Raw genomic sequence first — 14,709 nt, forward strand, 5'->3', positions numbered from 1 at the left:
CACCCAGCACGGGGCGGGCAGGCTCCGCCGACGTCGGAGAACCGGCACGCCCCATCCCGACTCACCCATTCACAACGTTCGAGGAGAACAATCATGTCTGAGGCTCTCGCCGTCACCGACGCCACCTTCGAGGAGGAGGTCCTCAAGTCCGAGGTGCCCGTCGTCATCGACTTCTGGGCCGAGTGGTGCGGCCCCTGCCGCCAGATGGCGCCGATTGTGGACGAGGTCGCCACCGACTTCGGTGACAAGGTCAAGTTCGTCAAGGTCGATGTGGACGCCAACCCGGCCACGGCCCGCTCCTACGGCGTGCGTTCCATCCCGACCTTCGCCGTGGTGCGCGACGGCGAGATCTTCCACCAGTTCAGCGGCTCGCGCCCGAAGGCCTCCTTCAAGGCCGAGGTGGAGAAGGTCCTGGCCTGAGGCTTGGGCTTCGCCCCTCTTCTCATTCTCACACATCGGCCTCGCTGAGCCGCCCCCTCACGGGTGTCTCTCGGCGGGGCCGATGTATTGTCCCGCCGATTGTCTGATGTCTGGTCTCGCCGCCGGGCGGTCGTCACCGCATCTGTCACCCACCGTCACGGCCCCGTAGAATCGCACCGGAATCGCACGCGGCAACCAGGGCATGCGACACGGCAAGAAAGCGGCACATGCAGCACACCCAGTACATCTCCACCCGTGGCCAGATGGCACCAGCGGGGTTCACGGACGTTCTTCTGGCGGGCCTGGCGCCCGACGGCGGCCTGGCGGTACCAAGCCGGCTTCCCGCTCTGAGCCCCGAGCAGCTCGAGGCCTGGCGGCCCTTGGGCTACGCCGACCTGGCCACGGAGGTCATCGGCCTGTTCGCCACCGACATTCCCCGGGAGGACCTCGCCGCACTGACTCGAGCCGCCTACGGCCAGGAGCGGTTCCCACAGCCGGTCGTCCCTGTCACCGAGATCGACGACGTCGCCGACGGCCTTGCCCTCGTGGGCCTGTCCGAGGGGCCGACGATGGCCTTCAAGGACCTGGCCATGCAGTTCCTGGGGCAGGCGATTCCCTATGTTCTGGCCAAGCACGGCCAGGTTCTCAACATCCTGGGCGCCACCTCCGGTGACACCGGCTCGGCAGCCGAGCACGCTTTCCGGGGGCAGGAGGGTGTCAGTGTCTTCATGCTCTCGCCGGCCGGCCGCATGAGCCCGGTGCAGCGCGCCCAGATGTACACCCTCCAGGACGCCAATATCCACAACATCGCGGTGCGCGGCGTCTTCGACGACTGCCAGGCACTGGTCAAGGCGCTGAGCAACGACGCGAGCTTCAAGGCCGCCCATCACCTGGGTGCCGTCAACTCCATCAATATCGGTCGGATCGCCGCGCAGGCCGTCTACTACGTGTGGTCCTGGCTGCGGGTCACCGATGCGGTGGAGGAGGGGCGCCGCGCCGACACCCGCATCGACGTATGCGTGCCCTCGGGCAATTTCGGCAACATCTATGCCGGCTTCCTGGCTCGGTCCATGGGGGTGCCGATTCGCCGTCTCATTCTGGCCACCAATGAGAACAACGTGCTCGAGGAGTTCTTCACCACCGGCATCTACCGGCCCCGCTCGGCGGAGGACACCCTGGCCACCTCCAGCCCGTCGATGGACATCTCGAAGGCCTCCAACCTGGAGCGCTTCATCTGGGCACTGCTGGGGCCGGAGGTCTTCATGCAGCGCTGGGCGGAGCTGGAGACCACCGGCACGCTCGACCTGCGCGATCAGCTTCCGCGTCTGCGTGAGGAGTTCGGCTTCGTAGCCGGGACGTCCTCGCACGCCGACCGGCTGGAGACCATCCGCAGCGTCAAGAAGCGCTCTGGGAGCCTCATTGACCCGCACACGGCCGACGGCGTCACGGTCGCTCTGCGCGTCATGGAACCCGGTTTCCCCACACTCGTCATGGAGACCGCCAAGGCCGCGAAGTTCCCACAGACTGTGGCCGAGGCACTCGGGAGCGAGCCGGAGACTCCTGACGTCGTCGCCGATCTGCTCGCCCGGCCCCAGAAAGTGGAAACGATCGACAACGAGGAGGCTCCCTTGCGTACTCTCATTGAGGAGCGCGCTCTGAGCCGCTGATCGACGACGCCACCCGCAAGGGTGCTGGCACCTCACCGCGCCGCGCATTGTGCCCACGATGCGCGGCGCGTCCTTGCCCGGTCCGTTTCGTCGTTCTGGCCCGGGCGGGGTGATTCGCTTGTTTCACGTGAAACACCGCGGAATACTCTTGGCCCGCCGGCTCCTGACCACTGCTGCGTCCGTGGCAGACTTGGGTGCACGGACGCAGCAGTGGCGACCAGGGAAGGACCTCAGGTGAGTGAGAGCAGTAACCAGGTGAAGGGCAACCGACTCGATCCGTGGCTGGACAGCTATGCGGCACGAGCCCACGGCCTGCGTGCCTCCGAGACGCGGTCATTGTTCGCCGTCGCCTCACGTCCCGAGGTCGTGTCACTGGCCGGCGGAATGCCCAACCTCAAGGACCTCCCGCTGGAGCGTCTGGCTGAGGCCACCTCGCGGATGATCCGCGAGGACGGCGGCCGGGCGCTGCAGTACGGAAACGGGCAGGGCATGCCACAGTTGCGTGAGCAGATCACCGAGGTCATGGCTCTGGAGGGCATCAGAGCCGACCCCGAGGACGTCATCGTCACCACCGGCTCTCAGCAGGCCGTCGACATCGTCACCGAGCTCTTCGTCGATCCGGGCGACGTCGTCCTGACCGAAGCACCCACCTATGTCGGCTCGCTGTCCATCTTTGCGACCTACCAGGCCGACGTGCAGCAGGTACCCATTGATGCCGGAGGCATCATTCCTGAGGCCCTGGAGGAGGTGATCGTCCGCCTCGAGCGGGAGGGACGCCGCATCAAGTTCTTCTACTGCCTCCCCAACTTTCACAACCCCGCCGGAGTGACGCTCACCGAGGAGCGTCGTCCGCGGGTCATCGAGATCTGCCGGCGGCACCACATCCTGATCGTGGAGGACAATCCCTACGGTCTCCTGGGCTTCAAGGGGCAGACCTACACCGCGCTCAAGACCCTCGCACCCGACGACGTCGTCTACCTGGGCTCCTTCTCCAAGATCTTCGCCCCGGGATACCGCGTGGGCTGGGCCGTGGCTCCGCCGGCCGTGCGGGAGAAGATGAAGCTGGCCTCGGAGGCGGCGATCCTGTGCCCGTCGTCGGTGGGCCAGTTCTCGATCTCCATGTACCTGGAGCAGTTCGACTGGAAGCGGCAGATCGTGGACTTCCGATCCATGTACCAGGAGCGGCGCGACGCCATGGTATCGGCGCTGGAAGAGTTCCTACCCATGTGTCAATGGAACGTCCCCGACGGCGGCTTCTACGTGTGGGTCCGGCTTCCAGAGGGACTCGACGCCAAGGACATGCTGCCACGCGCAGTCACCAGCCTGGTCGCTTACGTCTCCGGTACAGCCTTCTACGCCGGAGGTCGGGCAGGGCAGGACCATCTGCGACTGTCCTTCTGCTATCCCGAGCCGACCGAGATCCGCGAAGGGGTGCGACGGCTGTCCGGCGTCGTGAGCCGCGATCTTGAACTGCTGAACCTGTTCGGCCCTACCCACAGCCCCCATCAGTCCGAAGGCGTCCACGCGCCCGCACCCGACCAGATCTGAGGTTGACGATGAACCAGTCTCCACTCCGTATCGCTGTCCTCGCCGGCGGATTGAGCCACGAGCGCGACATCTCCCTGCGCTCAGGGCATCGTGTCGCCCAGGTGCTCAAGCACCTCGGGCATACCGTGCTCGTCCTGGACATTGACGCACGCACCATTGGATCACTCAGGACCTTCGGACCCGACGTCGTCTGGCCCTTGGTTCACGGCGGCCCCGGGGAGGATGGGGGTCTGCAGAATGTGCTCATCGCGCTGGGACTGCCGTATGTCGGCACGCACTCAGACGGCTGCCAGCGGGCCTCCTTCAAACCAACCGCGAAGGCGAGCGTTCGCACCGGCGGAGTGATTACTCCTGACTCGTTAACACTTCCACAATCCTATTTCAGTCAAATGGGAGCGCAGGAGGTTCTTACCGTCGTCGCAGGTCATCTGGGTCTTCCCGTGGTGGTGAAGCCCCATCAGGGGGGCTCTGGCCTTGGTGTCTCTTACGCATCGACAGCGGATGAGCTGCGATCGGCGATGGTGGCCTGCTTCGCCTACGACGAGCGCGCCCTCATTGAGCGTTACGTCCCCGGGACTGAGCTTGCGGTCTCCGTTGTCGACACAGGAGAGGGGCCGCATGCGCTTCCGCCCGTTGAGGTCGTCACCGATGGGCAGTACGACTTTGATGCACGGTACAACCCGGGCCGCTCAGAGTACTTCGTTCCAGCACGGCTGGATGACGCGGTGATCGAGACGGTGAAAGCCACTGCTGTCACGGTTCACACCACGCTCGGACTGGGTAATCTCTCACGAACCGACCTTATCCTCGATGATGAGGGGACACCGTGGTTCATTGATGTCAATGTCATTCCGGGAATGACGGAGACATCCCTACTGCCCATTGCTGCCGAGGCAGAGGGGTCGTTGGAGGAACTGTATGACGCGTTGGTCAGGAACCCACTCGTTCATCCGTAGTTCCGACTCGGTTTCACGTGAAACGGTGGCTCCACTCGATACGAGTGGAGCCACCGTTGTATTCGGCCACCACCCTACGGCGATGTTCTGTCGACATGAAAGATCCCGTCTCTTCCCTCAACGATGCTTCAGCAACAGCAGCACGCCTCTGGTTTCACGTGAAACCAGGAGTTAGTTTGCGTCAGTCGTCGTTCCCCCCAGTCAACACCTTCCCAATCGTTGAAGCACGCCAAGACTCCAACGGGGTAGGGGCTGACCCTCACCCAGGTGTATGAGGTCATGACGTTGGTAACGTGTGCTGGGACGCAGGTGGCAGGAGCCTGGTTGCCGCAGGTGGTGTGGGGTCGATGGTCGTTGTCGTGGTGGCTCCACACCGCGACGGCATCGCGGCGCTGCTGCTGTGAGGAGTAGGGGCGTGCGTAGAGGCACTCCTCGGCCAGGATGCGGTTGTATCGCTCGACCTTGCCGTTGTGACGTGGGGTGTAGGGACGGATCCTCTGGTGGCGTGAGGCCAAAAAGGTGATTCGTGGTGAAGGTCTGGGCGCGGCAGCTCGCCCCGTTGTCGGTGACGACCCGCACGAGCCTGGTGATGCCGTGGGCGGCGAAGAAGGTCCGGGCACGGCAGAAGAAGCCGATCGTGGTGGAGGCCTTCTCGTCGTCGAGGGCCTCGGTGTAGGCCAGGCGGGAAAAGCCGTCGATGGCGGTGTGCAGGTAGGTGTAGCCAATCCTGGTGCTCTTGCCCCGCTTGGAGGCCTTCGCCTCGGGGGTACCGCGCCCATGAGCCCGCCAGCCTCCCTTAGGTGGGATGCGTCCAACCTTCTTGACGTCCAGGTGGATCATATAGCTCGACGAGCGGGCCAGGATCGGTTTGCCGGCATCGTTGGTCTGCCCAGTAGAACCGGGTATCGCCTCGGCGGCCACACAGGCGATAGGACGACCTGCCTGGACACGCATCACGAGCCGGTAGCAGCCCTAAGGCGTCAACACAGCGTTACGGTAGGTCATAACAGCGGGACTTTTCTCCTGTCGGAAGGATGATTCGACACCACTCATCCTGACAGCCCGGGGTCCCGCTGCCCCCAGGCACCCCGTGACTGCAACCTCAAAGCCCACAACAACTAGACCTGCCTCAATGTCTCAAGACCATGAACGACATCGCATACCGGCAGGACGACGGGCATGCGAATGCCCAGAATCGTCCCTGTTTCACGTGAAACCAGGACCAGGAGTCGATCTGTATGGCCCGAGAACTTCTCATGTGCGTCGACAGCCCTGTGCCTGCTCCTTGAGTGCATGACACTTCATGCGTCATTGAGACTCCTCTTGGAGAACTGAAACAGCTGTCTCGCGTTCGGAGAGTATCTGTGTTCCCATTCGAGGTACGTCCGGCGCCGTAGGAAGTGAAGAAAAGTAGAGGAGTTCGGGCCGACATTGCCTGGACACCCACGCCCCACCGATACGGACCGAGGCGACCGCGTGACCTCCGATAGAAGAGGCCAGAGTACGCATCAGCGCCCAGCGCAAGCAGTCGGTACAGCTTTCCGTGTTTCACGTGAAACCCGGCCCGTCTGAGGTATCTCCGACTCCTAGTTCCAAGGTGGTTGTCGGTGCCGGCGCCAGAATCCGGGAGAGGAACTCACGGTGCACCGGGGAGTGGCAACCCCTTCAGTTCATACCTACTGGATCGTGCTGGCCCCTAGGAGCGCTGTGCACGTACTCTCTCGTAAGAATAGACCACATTCCAGAACTGCGGCTGCGGTTAACACCACCCCCATCCCGAACCAGAACCAGCACCCTGCTGTGGCCCGCAGTTCTATGTGGAATACAGCGGAGGATTCGCGCTCATTGTTCCCAACGTCGGGACGTGGCCAGCTGATATCTGCTCCCTCTGTCATGGAAGGACGTCGAGCCCTTCACCGGGAGCAAGCGGTGCCGTAACCCCACGAACTGGGAGAACCCACGTGACACGACAGAGTGACTTCTGGACCTGAGCGCTACGAATGATGGACGCTCTCAACGGAAGCAGCTACGTCCGCTTCTCACAGTATCCACCTCACCCTCATCGACAGAGCGCTGTTCAAGCATTCCATGACAGCAATTGCTGACCACCCCTCCTCCGGTACCCGCCGCACGCTGTCGACCCACAGAGCCCGCGTCAACGGCCCGACAACCTACGGTTCTCCGCTGTTTCACGTGAAACATGTCCTGAGGCGCCAATGCATCATCGACACAGACCCAGGACAGCCCGTCAATGCACGTCGGTGCGCTCGACTCGTCTGCTCCATATCGATGCATAGCACGTGTTTCGAGGGCAACAGAGTCAAGGTCTGTCTTGTCGATCCAGTTCAACAACAGGCCCTCCATCTGATCGAGTACGTCGTCGTCCGGTCGCTGACCTTGTCTGTACGTAGATCGACGTCAGATCCGGTTCCCTTTTCATAGCAAAGACGCGGACCGATATCTCCTTCTGGGGAGGGGTCGATCACTCAATCCCGCCCTTCATTGAGACCTCATGTCCGTATTCTCATGAGTTCCATCAGCCACATCTGAAGAAGCAAGCCCGGCTGTCACCTCTCCTTTAGTTTCACGTGAAACCGCCAGTCTCACGAGGTCCTCATGGTCTTGCTGCCTCTGATCCGCAGTTTTTGCGATGCGCATCATCATGCAGCATCGACATCGGTCATGGACCGAGGCAAGAAGTCAGCCCGGCCGCACCATGCTGTCCATCCGCGCACGAACGGTCACACGCATGGGGAACGCCCAGCCCTATCCTGAACGAACGGGATAGCGGCTCGCCTTCAGTTTCACGTGAAACCAAGCGAATCACAGATCGTCCCGGTAACAACACACTCCTAGATCCATTCCTGATAACGGGGCCAACACGCTTGAGAGCCGCTCAGGTTCGTGGCTATCCGTCCTGCGTTCCTTCTTAGGCGCCCACGACGCACTCGCAGGAGTGTCCGAACGAGAACATGAATCTCCCGGACTTGAGTCCACTCCTGCTGGGTACCCCAGAGGAGCGGCCTTACGCGACCCTTTCCGGAATCTGGTTACAACACCTAGCGTGGCACCTCATGATGCTTCGCTCGTCCAATAGGTGCTTCTCAGTCAACGAGCTGCTCCAACCTCAGCACACCCCGGGACACGTTCCTGGTCGTAACCGATCCCTTTGTTTCACGTGAAACATCGAAAGTTCTGACGAACTGACTTTGAAGCGGCACGCTGTTCTGCTCTACCCGTCTGCCCTCATAACAAGCAAGGGATGCACGCTCGCGTGTTTCACGTGAAGCCTGCGACCGCCGATGACCAACGTTAGTTGGCACTCGCTGCGCTTCCCGCTCTTCCTGACATCACCCAAGAACAGCCAGGTGCATGCTGGTTTCACGTGAAACACGGTGTACTTGCCAGAATCACACACGCACTTGCTGTCGTCATCGAGAACAACGGTGGGGCCGAGACATTCATTGTCTCGGCCCCACCGTGGCTCGCACTATCAGCGCAGGCTACTCCTCATCAAGGGATGTCCCAGGCGCCAGCGCATCGACAAGGCGGGCAAGATCCTCTTCTCCGGCGAACTCAATGGTGATACGCCCCTTCTTCGCTCCCCGCGTCACCTTCACGCGAGTGTCGAAGGCATCGGACAGACGGGTCGAGAGCGCTGGGAGAGGGGTGCTCCGAGCACGCAGTACCTTCGGCTGACCCGATTCCGGCTCGGGTTCCTCATGAAGCGCGACGAGTTCTTCCGTGGCACGCACTGAAAGGCCCTCGGCCACCACACGCTGTGCGAGCCGCTCCATCTCGGCCGCATTGGGGAGGCCCAGAAGCGCACGAGCATGTCCCGCTGAAATGACATTCGCGGCAAGCCTGCGCTGCACCAGCGGTGGCAACTTCATGAGACGCAAAGTGTTGGAGATCTGCGAACGCGACCGAGCGATCCGCTCGGAGAGCTCAGCGTGGGTGCACTGGAAGTCCTCCAGAAGCTGCTGGTAGGCCGCGGCCTCTTCCAAGGGATTGAGCTGGACGCGGTGCAGGTTCTCCAGTAGCGCGTCACGCAACAGATCAACATCATCCGTGTCCCGAACAACTGCTGGAATCGTCTCCAAGCCGGCTTCCTTGGAAGCCCGAAGACGACGCTCACCCATAATGAGCTCATACCGCTGTTCCTCTCCCGAAGCAGTCGGCACTTGCCGGACCACGATTGGCTGCAGCAGACCCACTTCCGCAATCGAGGCCGCCAGTTCTGAGATGTCCTCTTCATCGAAAACCTGACGGGGCTGGCGGGGATTCGGGTGGATCAGTTCCACCGGAATCTCAGCGAAGCGGGCGCCTGGCACCGGGACAAGACCGTCGGTGTCCGCAGAGTCCTGCTGGCCATCGGTGTCCTCAGAAACGTCGACATGAGTCACAGAGGTGCCCGATGACGGGTCCTCCTCGGTCTGCTCATTCTCAGAGGCGAAGGACTCACTATTGCTGACCGCCGACTTCTCCTCCGCCGTTTCACGTGAAACATCAGGAGTGGCTGGCACTGAGGTCGATTCCGGAGCCGATACCGCAGTCACCTCGTCCTCGACGACAGTAGACTCACGCGAGGGTTCCTCCACCGGAGCGGACACTTCCTCCGTGGCCTTCTTGGTCGCACGCTTTGAAGCGGCTTGAGCGGCTGAACGGGTCCGCTTGGTGGAGGTCGCCGACGACGATGCCTTCGCGGCCTTCTTCTCTTCGGCCTGAGCCTCAGCCTTCGAGTTCGTTGTGGTTTCACGTGAAACCGGCGTCGTCTGCTTGCTCTGAGCAGCCGTCTTGGATGAGGTCGTTGACCGGGCCGAGCGGCTCTTGGATCCACGCTTCCGCTGAGAAGGAGCCAGGAGAGCAGAAGTCAGATCGCGAGTACTCCGCGCCTCCGAAGCCGGCTCAGGCTCTGAAGCGACGTACTCGGCATGAGCAGCCGCATCGTCGTCAAGCGATTCGTCCTTCCGCGAGTCAGGGAAGAACACATCGGAAGGACGAGACGCAGCAGGGACTTTCTCCTTTTGCGCCTCCGGGATCAGCGCCTGCAGACCCCGTCCGAGTCCGCGCCGTTTCTGAGCCATCAGGCTTCCTCGCCTTCAATTCGGGGAGCGCCCCGCAGAGCAACCTCACGAGCCATTTTCTTGTACGCAATCGCGCCGGTGGACCGGGGATCCCAGAACACCACAGGAGCGCCGAAGGAGGGAGCCTCGGCAACACGGATGGAACGTGGCACCTTAGTGTCCAGCGTGGCATCAGGGAAATAGGAACGGACTTCGGACTCCACCTCACGCGCCAGCGTGGTGCGTCCGTCAAACATGGTGAGCACAATCATGGAGACTCCCAGTCCCGGATTGTGAATGCGCGCGATCCTGTCAATGGAGCGCGTCAACAGAGCGAGTCCTTCAAGGGCGTAGTACTCAGCCTGCATCGGAATAAGAACCTCATCGGCAGCGACGAAGGCATTGATCGTCATTATGCCGAGGCTCGGTGGGCAATCAATGATGACGTAGTCAAGGGGCTCCAGACCCTCGGTTTCACGTGAAACCAGGTAGTCCACCAGTGCACGCCGCAGACGTGACTCCCGCTCAGCGGTGGAGATGAGCTCTATCTCGACAGCAGCTACGTCAATGGTCGCAGGTACGCACCACAGCGACTCGCAGAATCGCGTCTTGGTGACAACGTCCTTGATGAGCATGGTGTCGACGAGGACGTCATAGATGGAGGCACTGTCTTCATCGTGCTCCACCCCCAGTGCTGTTGAGGCATTTCCTTGTGAGTCCGCGTCAATGAGCAGGACGTGCAACCCGCCTTCAGCTAAAGCGGCTGCAAGATTCACTGCGGTCGATGTCTTTCCGACGCCACCTTTTTGGTTGGCGACTGCGATAACACGAGTCCGCTCGGGATGTGGGAACTCTCCACCCGCTACCTCGTCTAACGCGAGGTGCTCGGCCTGGAGCTGATCGAAGATAGACGATCCGGACAAACCTGCTTCTCCTCGGACGGTGACCCAACAGCCCGAGCCAGTCGGGCAGTTACGAGTCTACGCGAGCAGGTCGATCCTTACGCGTTACACCGAACGCGCGCCGTATCTCAACGGTTCTTCGTGCGGCGAATCTCAACGACAGCCGTTGTTTCGTCGCCGGCTGTAACAACCTCATGAATAACGGCGACTGATAATTTTGCCTTTTTAATGACGTACTTAGCGTCATCGACCTCGTCCTGCGCCCGCATACCCTTGAGGGCGAGCAGGGCGCCCCCCGGCCGGAGCAACGGCGCCGTCAACCGCACCAACTTGGACAGGTTCGCCACCGCGCGAGCCGTCACCACGTCATAGCGGTCCTTGATCTCCTCGGCCCGGGCCCGCCGAACGGTCACATTGTCCAGGTCCAGCTCCTCGACGACGTCGGAGAGCCACTGAGTGCGTCGCTCCATCGTCTCAATGAGCGTCACGTCGAGGTCGGGTCGCAGCAGCGCGACGACAATGCCGGGAAAGCCTGCCCCGGAGCCCACATCGGCCACGCTTCCCCGAGCCGGCAGGAAGGGGACGACGGCAGCCGAGTTAACGATGTGCCGGCTCCACAGGCGGGGAAGCTCACGCGGCCCGACCAGACCGCGCAGCTCGCCCTCCTCAGCGAGCATCTGCGCGAAGTGCTCCGCCGCGGAGAAGGAGACCCCGAAGATCTCCCGCATCTCCGCCGTCGGCTCCTCCACCTGGGCCCGCTGCTCCTCACTCATGCTCAGGCCTGCTCCGAAGCGGAGTCGTCAGCCGCATCGTTGACGTCGGCCTTGTCGACAGCCTGTTCATCATTCTCATCGGCGGGCAGGACCACGACGTATCGGTGCGGCTCGGCGCCCTCGGACTCGGAGACCAGTCCGGCGGCGGCAACGACGTCGTGACACACCTTGCGCTCGAAGGGGTTCATCGGCTCCAGGCTGACGGCCTCTCCCGAAGTGAGCACCTTGGTGACCGCCTCCTGGGCGACCTTGGTGAGCTCGACACGACGGTCAGCGCGGTAGCCGTTGATGTCGAGCATGAGGCGGGAACGGTTGCCGGTGCGGGCCTGAACCGCGAGGCGGGTCAGCTCCTGAACGGATTCCAGCACCTCTCCGTCGCGTCCGACGAGGTCGGCGAGCTCGCGCTCATCGCCCTCCTCGGAGGCGACCACGGCAATGGAGGCGCGCCCGTGATCGATGTCGATATCGATATCGCCGCCCAGGTCGGCGATATCGAGGAGCTCCTCCAGGTAGTCGGCGCCGATCTCGCCCTCCTCCTCGAGGCGCGAGACGGTGTTGCTCACGGGGCGGCTCACGGCCTCCTCCGCTGACTGCTGGGAGGAGTCGTTACTGTGCTGCTCACTCATAATGTCATCCGTATCTGTGATGGGAACCGGGTTCGTCGCCGCTGAGCGAGCCTCAGCGGTTGCGCTTCTTCTTGGCCTGGACCTTGCGTCGGGCCGCCGCCTCGCGACGCTGGCGGGCTCGGCGCTCATATCGACGTCGAGCGATCTCCTCATCGCTGAGGCCACCACTCTTGGACGACGTCGACTCCTTCGCCTCGTCCTCGTCCTCGATCTGCTCGACATCGGAGTCGTCAGCGAGGTCGGCAGAGGCATCGCTGCGGGACTCGCCGTAACCGCCGGCCTTCTTCTGCCGGTTCTTGCGCACCGGCTGCACCCGCTGGCCTCCGGTACGGCCCTCGGCCTCGGCCTTGGCGACCGCCTCAGCCCTTTCCTCCTCCTCCAGGGAGGGCAGTCCCTTGCGCGCCCGCTTGGCATTGATGCGGGCGCGGTACTTCTTCTCGGCCTCACTGCCGGGTGCGGGCATGTTGCGGATGGTGAAGAACTGCTGACCCATGGTCCACAAGTTGGAGACGACCCAGTAGACGAGCACACCGATCTGGAAGTTGACGCCGGAGACGGCGAAGATCACCGGCATCACGTACAGCATCATCCGCTGGGAACGGATCATGGGGTTGTCGGAGTTGAGGGACTCCGTCGACATGTTCTTCATCGACAGCTGCGCCATGGTGTACCACTGCGTCACCGACATGATGATGATCATGGCGACCGTAACGATCTTGACCTGTGTGTCGGAGCTGCTCAGGAAGGAGGAGGACAGGCTGGCGCCGAAGACGCTGGAGGCCTGGACCTGCTCGGCCAGCTGCTGCGTGAGCGGACCGATCGAGGGACGGCCGTACTTGCCGGTGGCAACCGCACCCAAGGAGGCCAGCACGCGGAAGAGGGCGAAGAAGATGGGCATCTGCACCAGGATCGGCAGGCAGGAGGCCATGGGGTTGGTCCCGTGCTTGCGATAGAGCGCCATCATCTCTTCGTTCATGCGCTGGCGCGACTCGGGGTCCTTCTTGCCCTTGTACTTGGCCTGAAGCGCCTGCAGCTCCGGCTGGAGGAGCTGCATCCCACGGGAGGCTCGGATCTGCTTGACGAACAGCGGCATGATGAGCAGCCGCACCACGATCGTCAGACCGATGATGGACAGCACCCAGGCGATACCCGGCCCATCGGGGAACCCGATGAGGACCAGGGCCTTGTGGATCGTGACCATGACCCAGGCCACGGCCACCTTGAGCGGCCACAGCAACGTGTCCATCCGTACTCCTTGTATGAGGGTTCTCGTGCGAGAGCGGTATCAGTGTGAGCTCAGGGTCTGAGCCGGCATCGTATCCATCGGTTCACCAGGTTCAGTCAGGGGTCCTCGACCGTGAACCTCGGAACGTCACGGGGATGGTGGTATCGCCACTGCCCCTTGTCCGGGACATGGTCGACTCCACCACGGGTCAACGGGTTGCATCGCAGCAGACGCCACAGGGCCAGCAGCGTGCCCTTGATCGGACCATGCACCTCCAGCGCGGTGACGGCATAGGCCGAGCACGTGGGGTGGTAACGGCAGGAGGCCGGCAGGGCCGGAGAGATGAAGCGCTGGTAGAAACGCACTGGAGCCAGGAGGGCTCGCGTCAACCACTCGCTCATCGCTCACCCGCGACCGACCGGCTCATCGCCGGTGCCCTTCGACCTGGCGCTCCCGGCACCGGCTCAGAAGCCGATCCAGGTCCCGTCCCAGGGTGGTGCTGTCGGCGCCGTCGGCACCTGCGAGTCCGCGCACGACGACACGGGTTCCCGGCTCGAGGGAGCCGACCCGCTGCGCCATGAGGGCTCTGACCCGGCGCTTGACGCGATTGCGGCGGGTCGCCAGCGGTATCTGCTTCTTGGGCACGACGACGCCGACGAGAGCCGGGGAGTCATCCCCTCTCCCGCCGGCGTGGTAGTGCACGACCAGCCTGCGATTCCCGCAACGCGTACCCCGACGAATCGCGGTAGTGAAGTCCTCACCCCGCGCTAGTCGGTGCGCCGCGCCGAGCACCTCAGGCGGCGAGGCGAACGCGGCCCTTGCGGCGCCGCGAAGCGAGAACGGCACGGCCTGCGCGGGTGGACATGCGCTTGCGGAAGCCGTGCACCTTGGCACGACGACGGTTGTTCGGCTGGTAGGTCCGCTTGCTCACGGGCTTAACTCCTGCTTGAGGTGATCGGAACAGTGCATCGCGAGGTTCGCGGCACTGTCGCTCGTGCGGCTGCCCCATGGATCGGGACCTGACTCCGCGCGAACGTCTGCAACAGCCTACGTTTGGCCCTCTTGCCGGTCAAACGAATGTGGCCGACTGTGACCACTGTGACCGATGGCGTCATCCACAACCTCTTCACACGTCATCCACAACCAGGGTCGGCCCATATCCACCGCTGTGGGAAGAACTCCGTCCACAACCTTGCGGATATGTGGATAACTCACTGATCTGTGTGTATCTTCTCAGAAGCCCCGTCAATGACGACACATCTGTCATTCCGTGGGCTCGCAACACATGATCGGAGCCACTCGCACCTACTTTTTTCAGAGTTTATTCTGAACGTTGTCTGTGAGTCATCGCTCTCTGTGTCCCCAGGTGTGGACAAGGCTGTGGAGAACCAGCATGATGGGACGCCCGGTCAGACCTTCCGGTTCGCCAGTTCCACACAACCCTGTCATCATCGACACAGGACCCGGCCGGCGTCGGTCGGGCTGCATTCACCGGGTTCATCAACCATTCCGATCAGGAGTCCGTC

The 14,709-nt window shown here is 62.7% G+C and carries 12 protein-coding genes and 1 pseudogene; 4 read left to right on the top strand and 9 right to left on the bottom strand.

Annotated features, from left to right (window positions below):
* Positions 1-93: 93 nt before the first annotated feature.
* The 4 genes from trxA to FBF36_RS13145 all read left to right on the top strand — a co-directional run bounded on the left by trxA (position 94) and on the right by FBF36_RS13145 (position 4,591).
* On the top strand, positions 94-420 hold the full coding sequence (gene trxA / locus FBF36_RS13130; RefSeq protein ID WP_009395796.1) for a thioredoxin: 327 nt from the start codon (positions 94-96) through the stop codon (positions 418-420).
* 227 nt (positions 421-647) lie between these two features.
* Positions 648-2,087, top strand: coding sequence for a threonine synthase (gene thrC, locus FBF36_RS13135; protein ID WP_009395795.1), 1,440 nt, complete (start codon positions 648-650; stop codon positions 2,085-2,087).
* A gap of 234 nt (positions 2,088-2,321) precedes the next feature.
* Positions 2,322-3,635: a PLP-dependent aminotransferase family protein gene (locus tag FBF36_RS13140; RefSeq protein ID WP_034492037.1), complete on the top strand. Its 1,314-nt coding sequence runs from the start codon at positions 2,322-2,324 to the stop codon at positions 3,633-3,635.
* A gap of 8 nt (positions 3,636-3,643) precedes the next feature.
* On the top strand, positions 3,644-4,591 hold the full coding sequence (locus FBF36_RS13145; RefSeq protein ID WP_009395793.1) for an ATP-grasp domain-containing protein: 948 nt from the start codon (positions 3,644-3,646) through the stop codon (positions 4,589-4,591).
* A 266-nt stretch (positions 4,592-4,857) separates the two neighbouring features.
* Here FBF36_RS13145 and FBF36_RS13620 read toward each other — a convergent pair.
* From FBF36_RS13620 to rpmH, 9 genes and pseudogenes are all read right to left on the bottom strand, one after another.
* A pseudogene (locus tag FBF36_RS13620) lies at positions 4,858-5,467 on the bottom strand (integrase core domain-containing protein); the annotation flags it as partial.
* Positions 5,468-8,094: 2,627 nt separating this feature from the next.
* Positions 8,095-9,678, bottom strand: a complete 1,584-nt coding sequence (locus FBF36_RS13155; protein ID WP_138137729.1) for a ParB/RepB/Spo0J family partition protein — start codon at positions 9,676-9,678, stop codon at positions 8,095-8,097.
* Positions 9,678-10,580 (bottom strand): ParA family protein, encoded by a 903-nt coding sequence (locus FBF36_RS13160; protein WP_034492036.1) that lies wholly within the window; start codon positions 10,578-10,580, stop codon positions 9,678-9,680. The genes FBF36_RS13155 and FBF36_RS13160 overlap by 1 nt, the downstream gene beginning before the upstream one ends.
* A gap of 107 nt (positions 10,581-10,687) precedes the next feature.
* Entirely contained in the window at positions 10,688-11,332 is a 645-nt protein-coding gene (gene rsmG, locus FBF36_RS13165; RefSeq protein ID WP_009395783.1) for a 16S rRNA (guanine(527)-N(7))-methyltransferase RsmG, read from the bottom strand.
* A 2-nt stretch (positions 11,333-11,334) separates the two neighbouring features.
* Positions 11,335-11,958 carry a protein jag gene (locus tag FBF36_RS13170; RefSeq protein ID WP_009395782.1) on the bottom strand — a complete coding sequence of 208 codons (624 nt, stop codon included), beginning with the start codon at positions 11,956-11,958 and terminating at the stop codon, positions 11,335-11,337.
* 52 nt (positions 11,959-12,010) lie between these two features.
* Positions 12,011-13,204 (bottom strand): membrane protein insertase YidC, encoded by a 1,194-nt coding sequence (yidC, locus tag FBF36_RS13175; protein WP_009395781.1) that lies wholly within the window; start codon positions 13,202-13,204, stop codon positions 12,011-12,013.
* Positions 13,205-13,299: 95 nt separating this feature from the next.
* On the bottom strand, positions 13,300-13,584 hold the full coding sequence (gene yidD / locus FBF36_RS13180) for a membrane protein insertion efficiency factor YidD (protein WP_009395780.1): 285 nt from the start codon (positions 13,582-13,584) through the stop codon (positions 13,300-13,302).
* Between the two features lie 22 nt (positions 13,585-13,606).
* Positions 13,607-13,975 carry a ribonuclease P protein component gene (gene rnpA / locus FBF36_RS13185; RefSeq protein ID WP_087943991.1) on the bottom strand — a complete coding sequence of 123 codons (369 nt, stop codon included), beginning with the start codon at positions 13,973-13,975 and terminating at the stop codon, positions 13,607-13,609.
* Position 13,976: 1 nt separating this feature from the next.
* Positions 13,977-14,114 (bottom strand): 50S ribosomal protein L34, encoded by a 138-nt coding sequence (gene rpmH / locus FBF36_RS13190; RefSeq protein WP_003788507.1) that lies wholly within the window; start codon positions 14,112-14,114, stop codon positions 13,977-13,979.
* Between the last annotated feature and the right edge of the window lie 595 nt (positions 14,115-14,709).

Source organism: Actinomyces sp. oral taxon 171 str. F0337, from assembly GCF_005696555.1.
GTDB classification, from domain to species: Bacteria; Actinomycetota; Actinomycetes; order Actinomycetales; family Actinomycetaceae; genus Actinomyces; species Actinomyces oris_E.

Excerpts from the sequence above, each read along its gene's own strand:
- trxA (WP_009395796.1), top strand. The coding sequence starts at position 94 with ATGTCTGAGGCTCTCGCCGTCACCGACGCCACCTTCGAGGAGGAGGTC.
- thrC (WP_009395795.1), top strand. The coding sequence starts at position 648 with ATGCAGCACACCCAGTACATCTCCACCCGTGGCCAGATGGCACCAGCG.
- FBF36_RS13155 (WP_138137729.1), bottom strand. The coding sequence starts at position 9,678 with ATGGCTCAGAAACGGCGCGGACTCGGACGGGGTCTGCAGGCGCTGATC.
- yidD (WP_009395780.1), bottom strand. The coding sequence starts at position 13,584 with ATGAGCGAGTGGTTGACGCGAGCCCTCCTGGCTCCAGTGCGTTTCTAC.
- rsmG (WP_009395783.1), bottom strand. The coding sequence starts at position 11,332 with ATGAGTGAGGAGCAGCGGGCCCAGGTGGAGGAGCCGACGGCGGAGATG.
- FBF36_RS13170 (WP_009395782.1), bottom strand. The coding sequence starts at position 11,958 with ATGAGTGAGCAGCACAGTAACGACTCCTCCCAGCAGTCAGCGGAGGAG.
- yidC (WP_009395781.1), bottom strand. The coding sequence starts at position 13,204 with ATGGACACGTTGCTGTGGCCGCTCAAGGTGGCCGTGGCCTGGGTCATG.
- FBF36_RS13145 (WP_009395793.1), top strand. The coding sequence starts at position 3,644 with ATGAACCAGTCTCCACTCCGTATCGCTGTCCTCGCCGGCGGATTGAGC.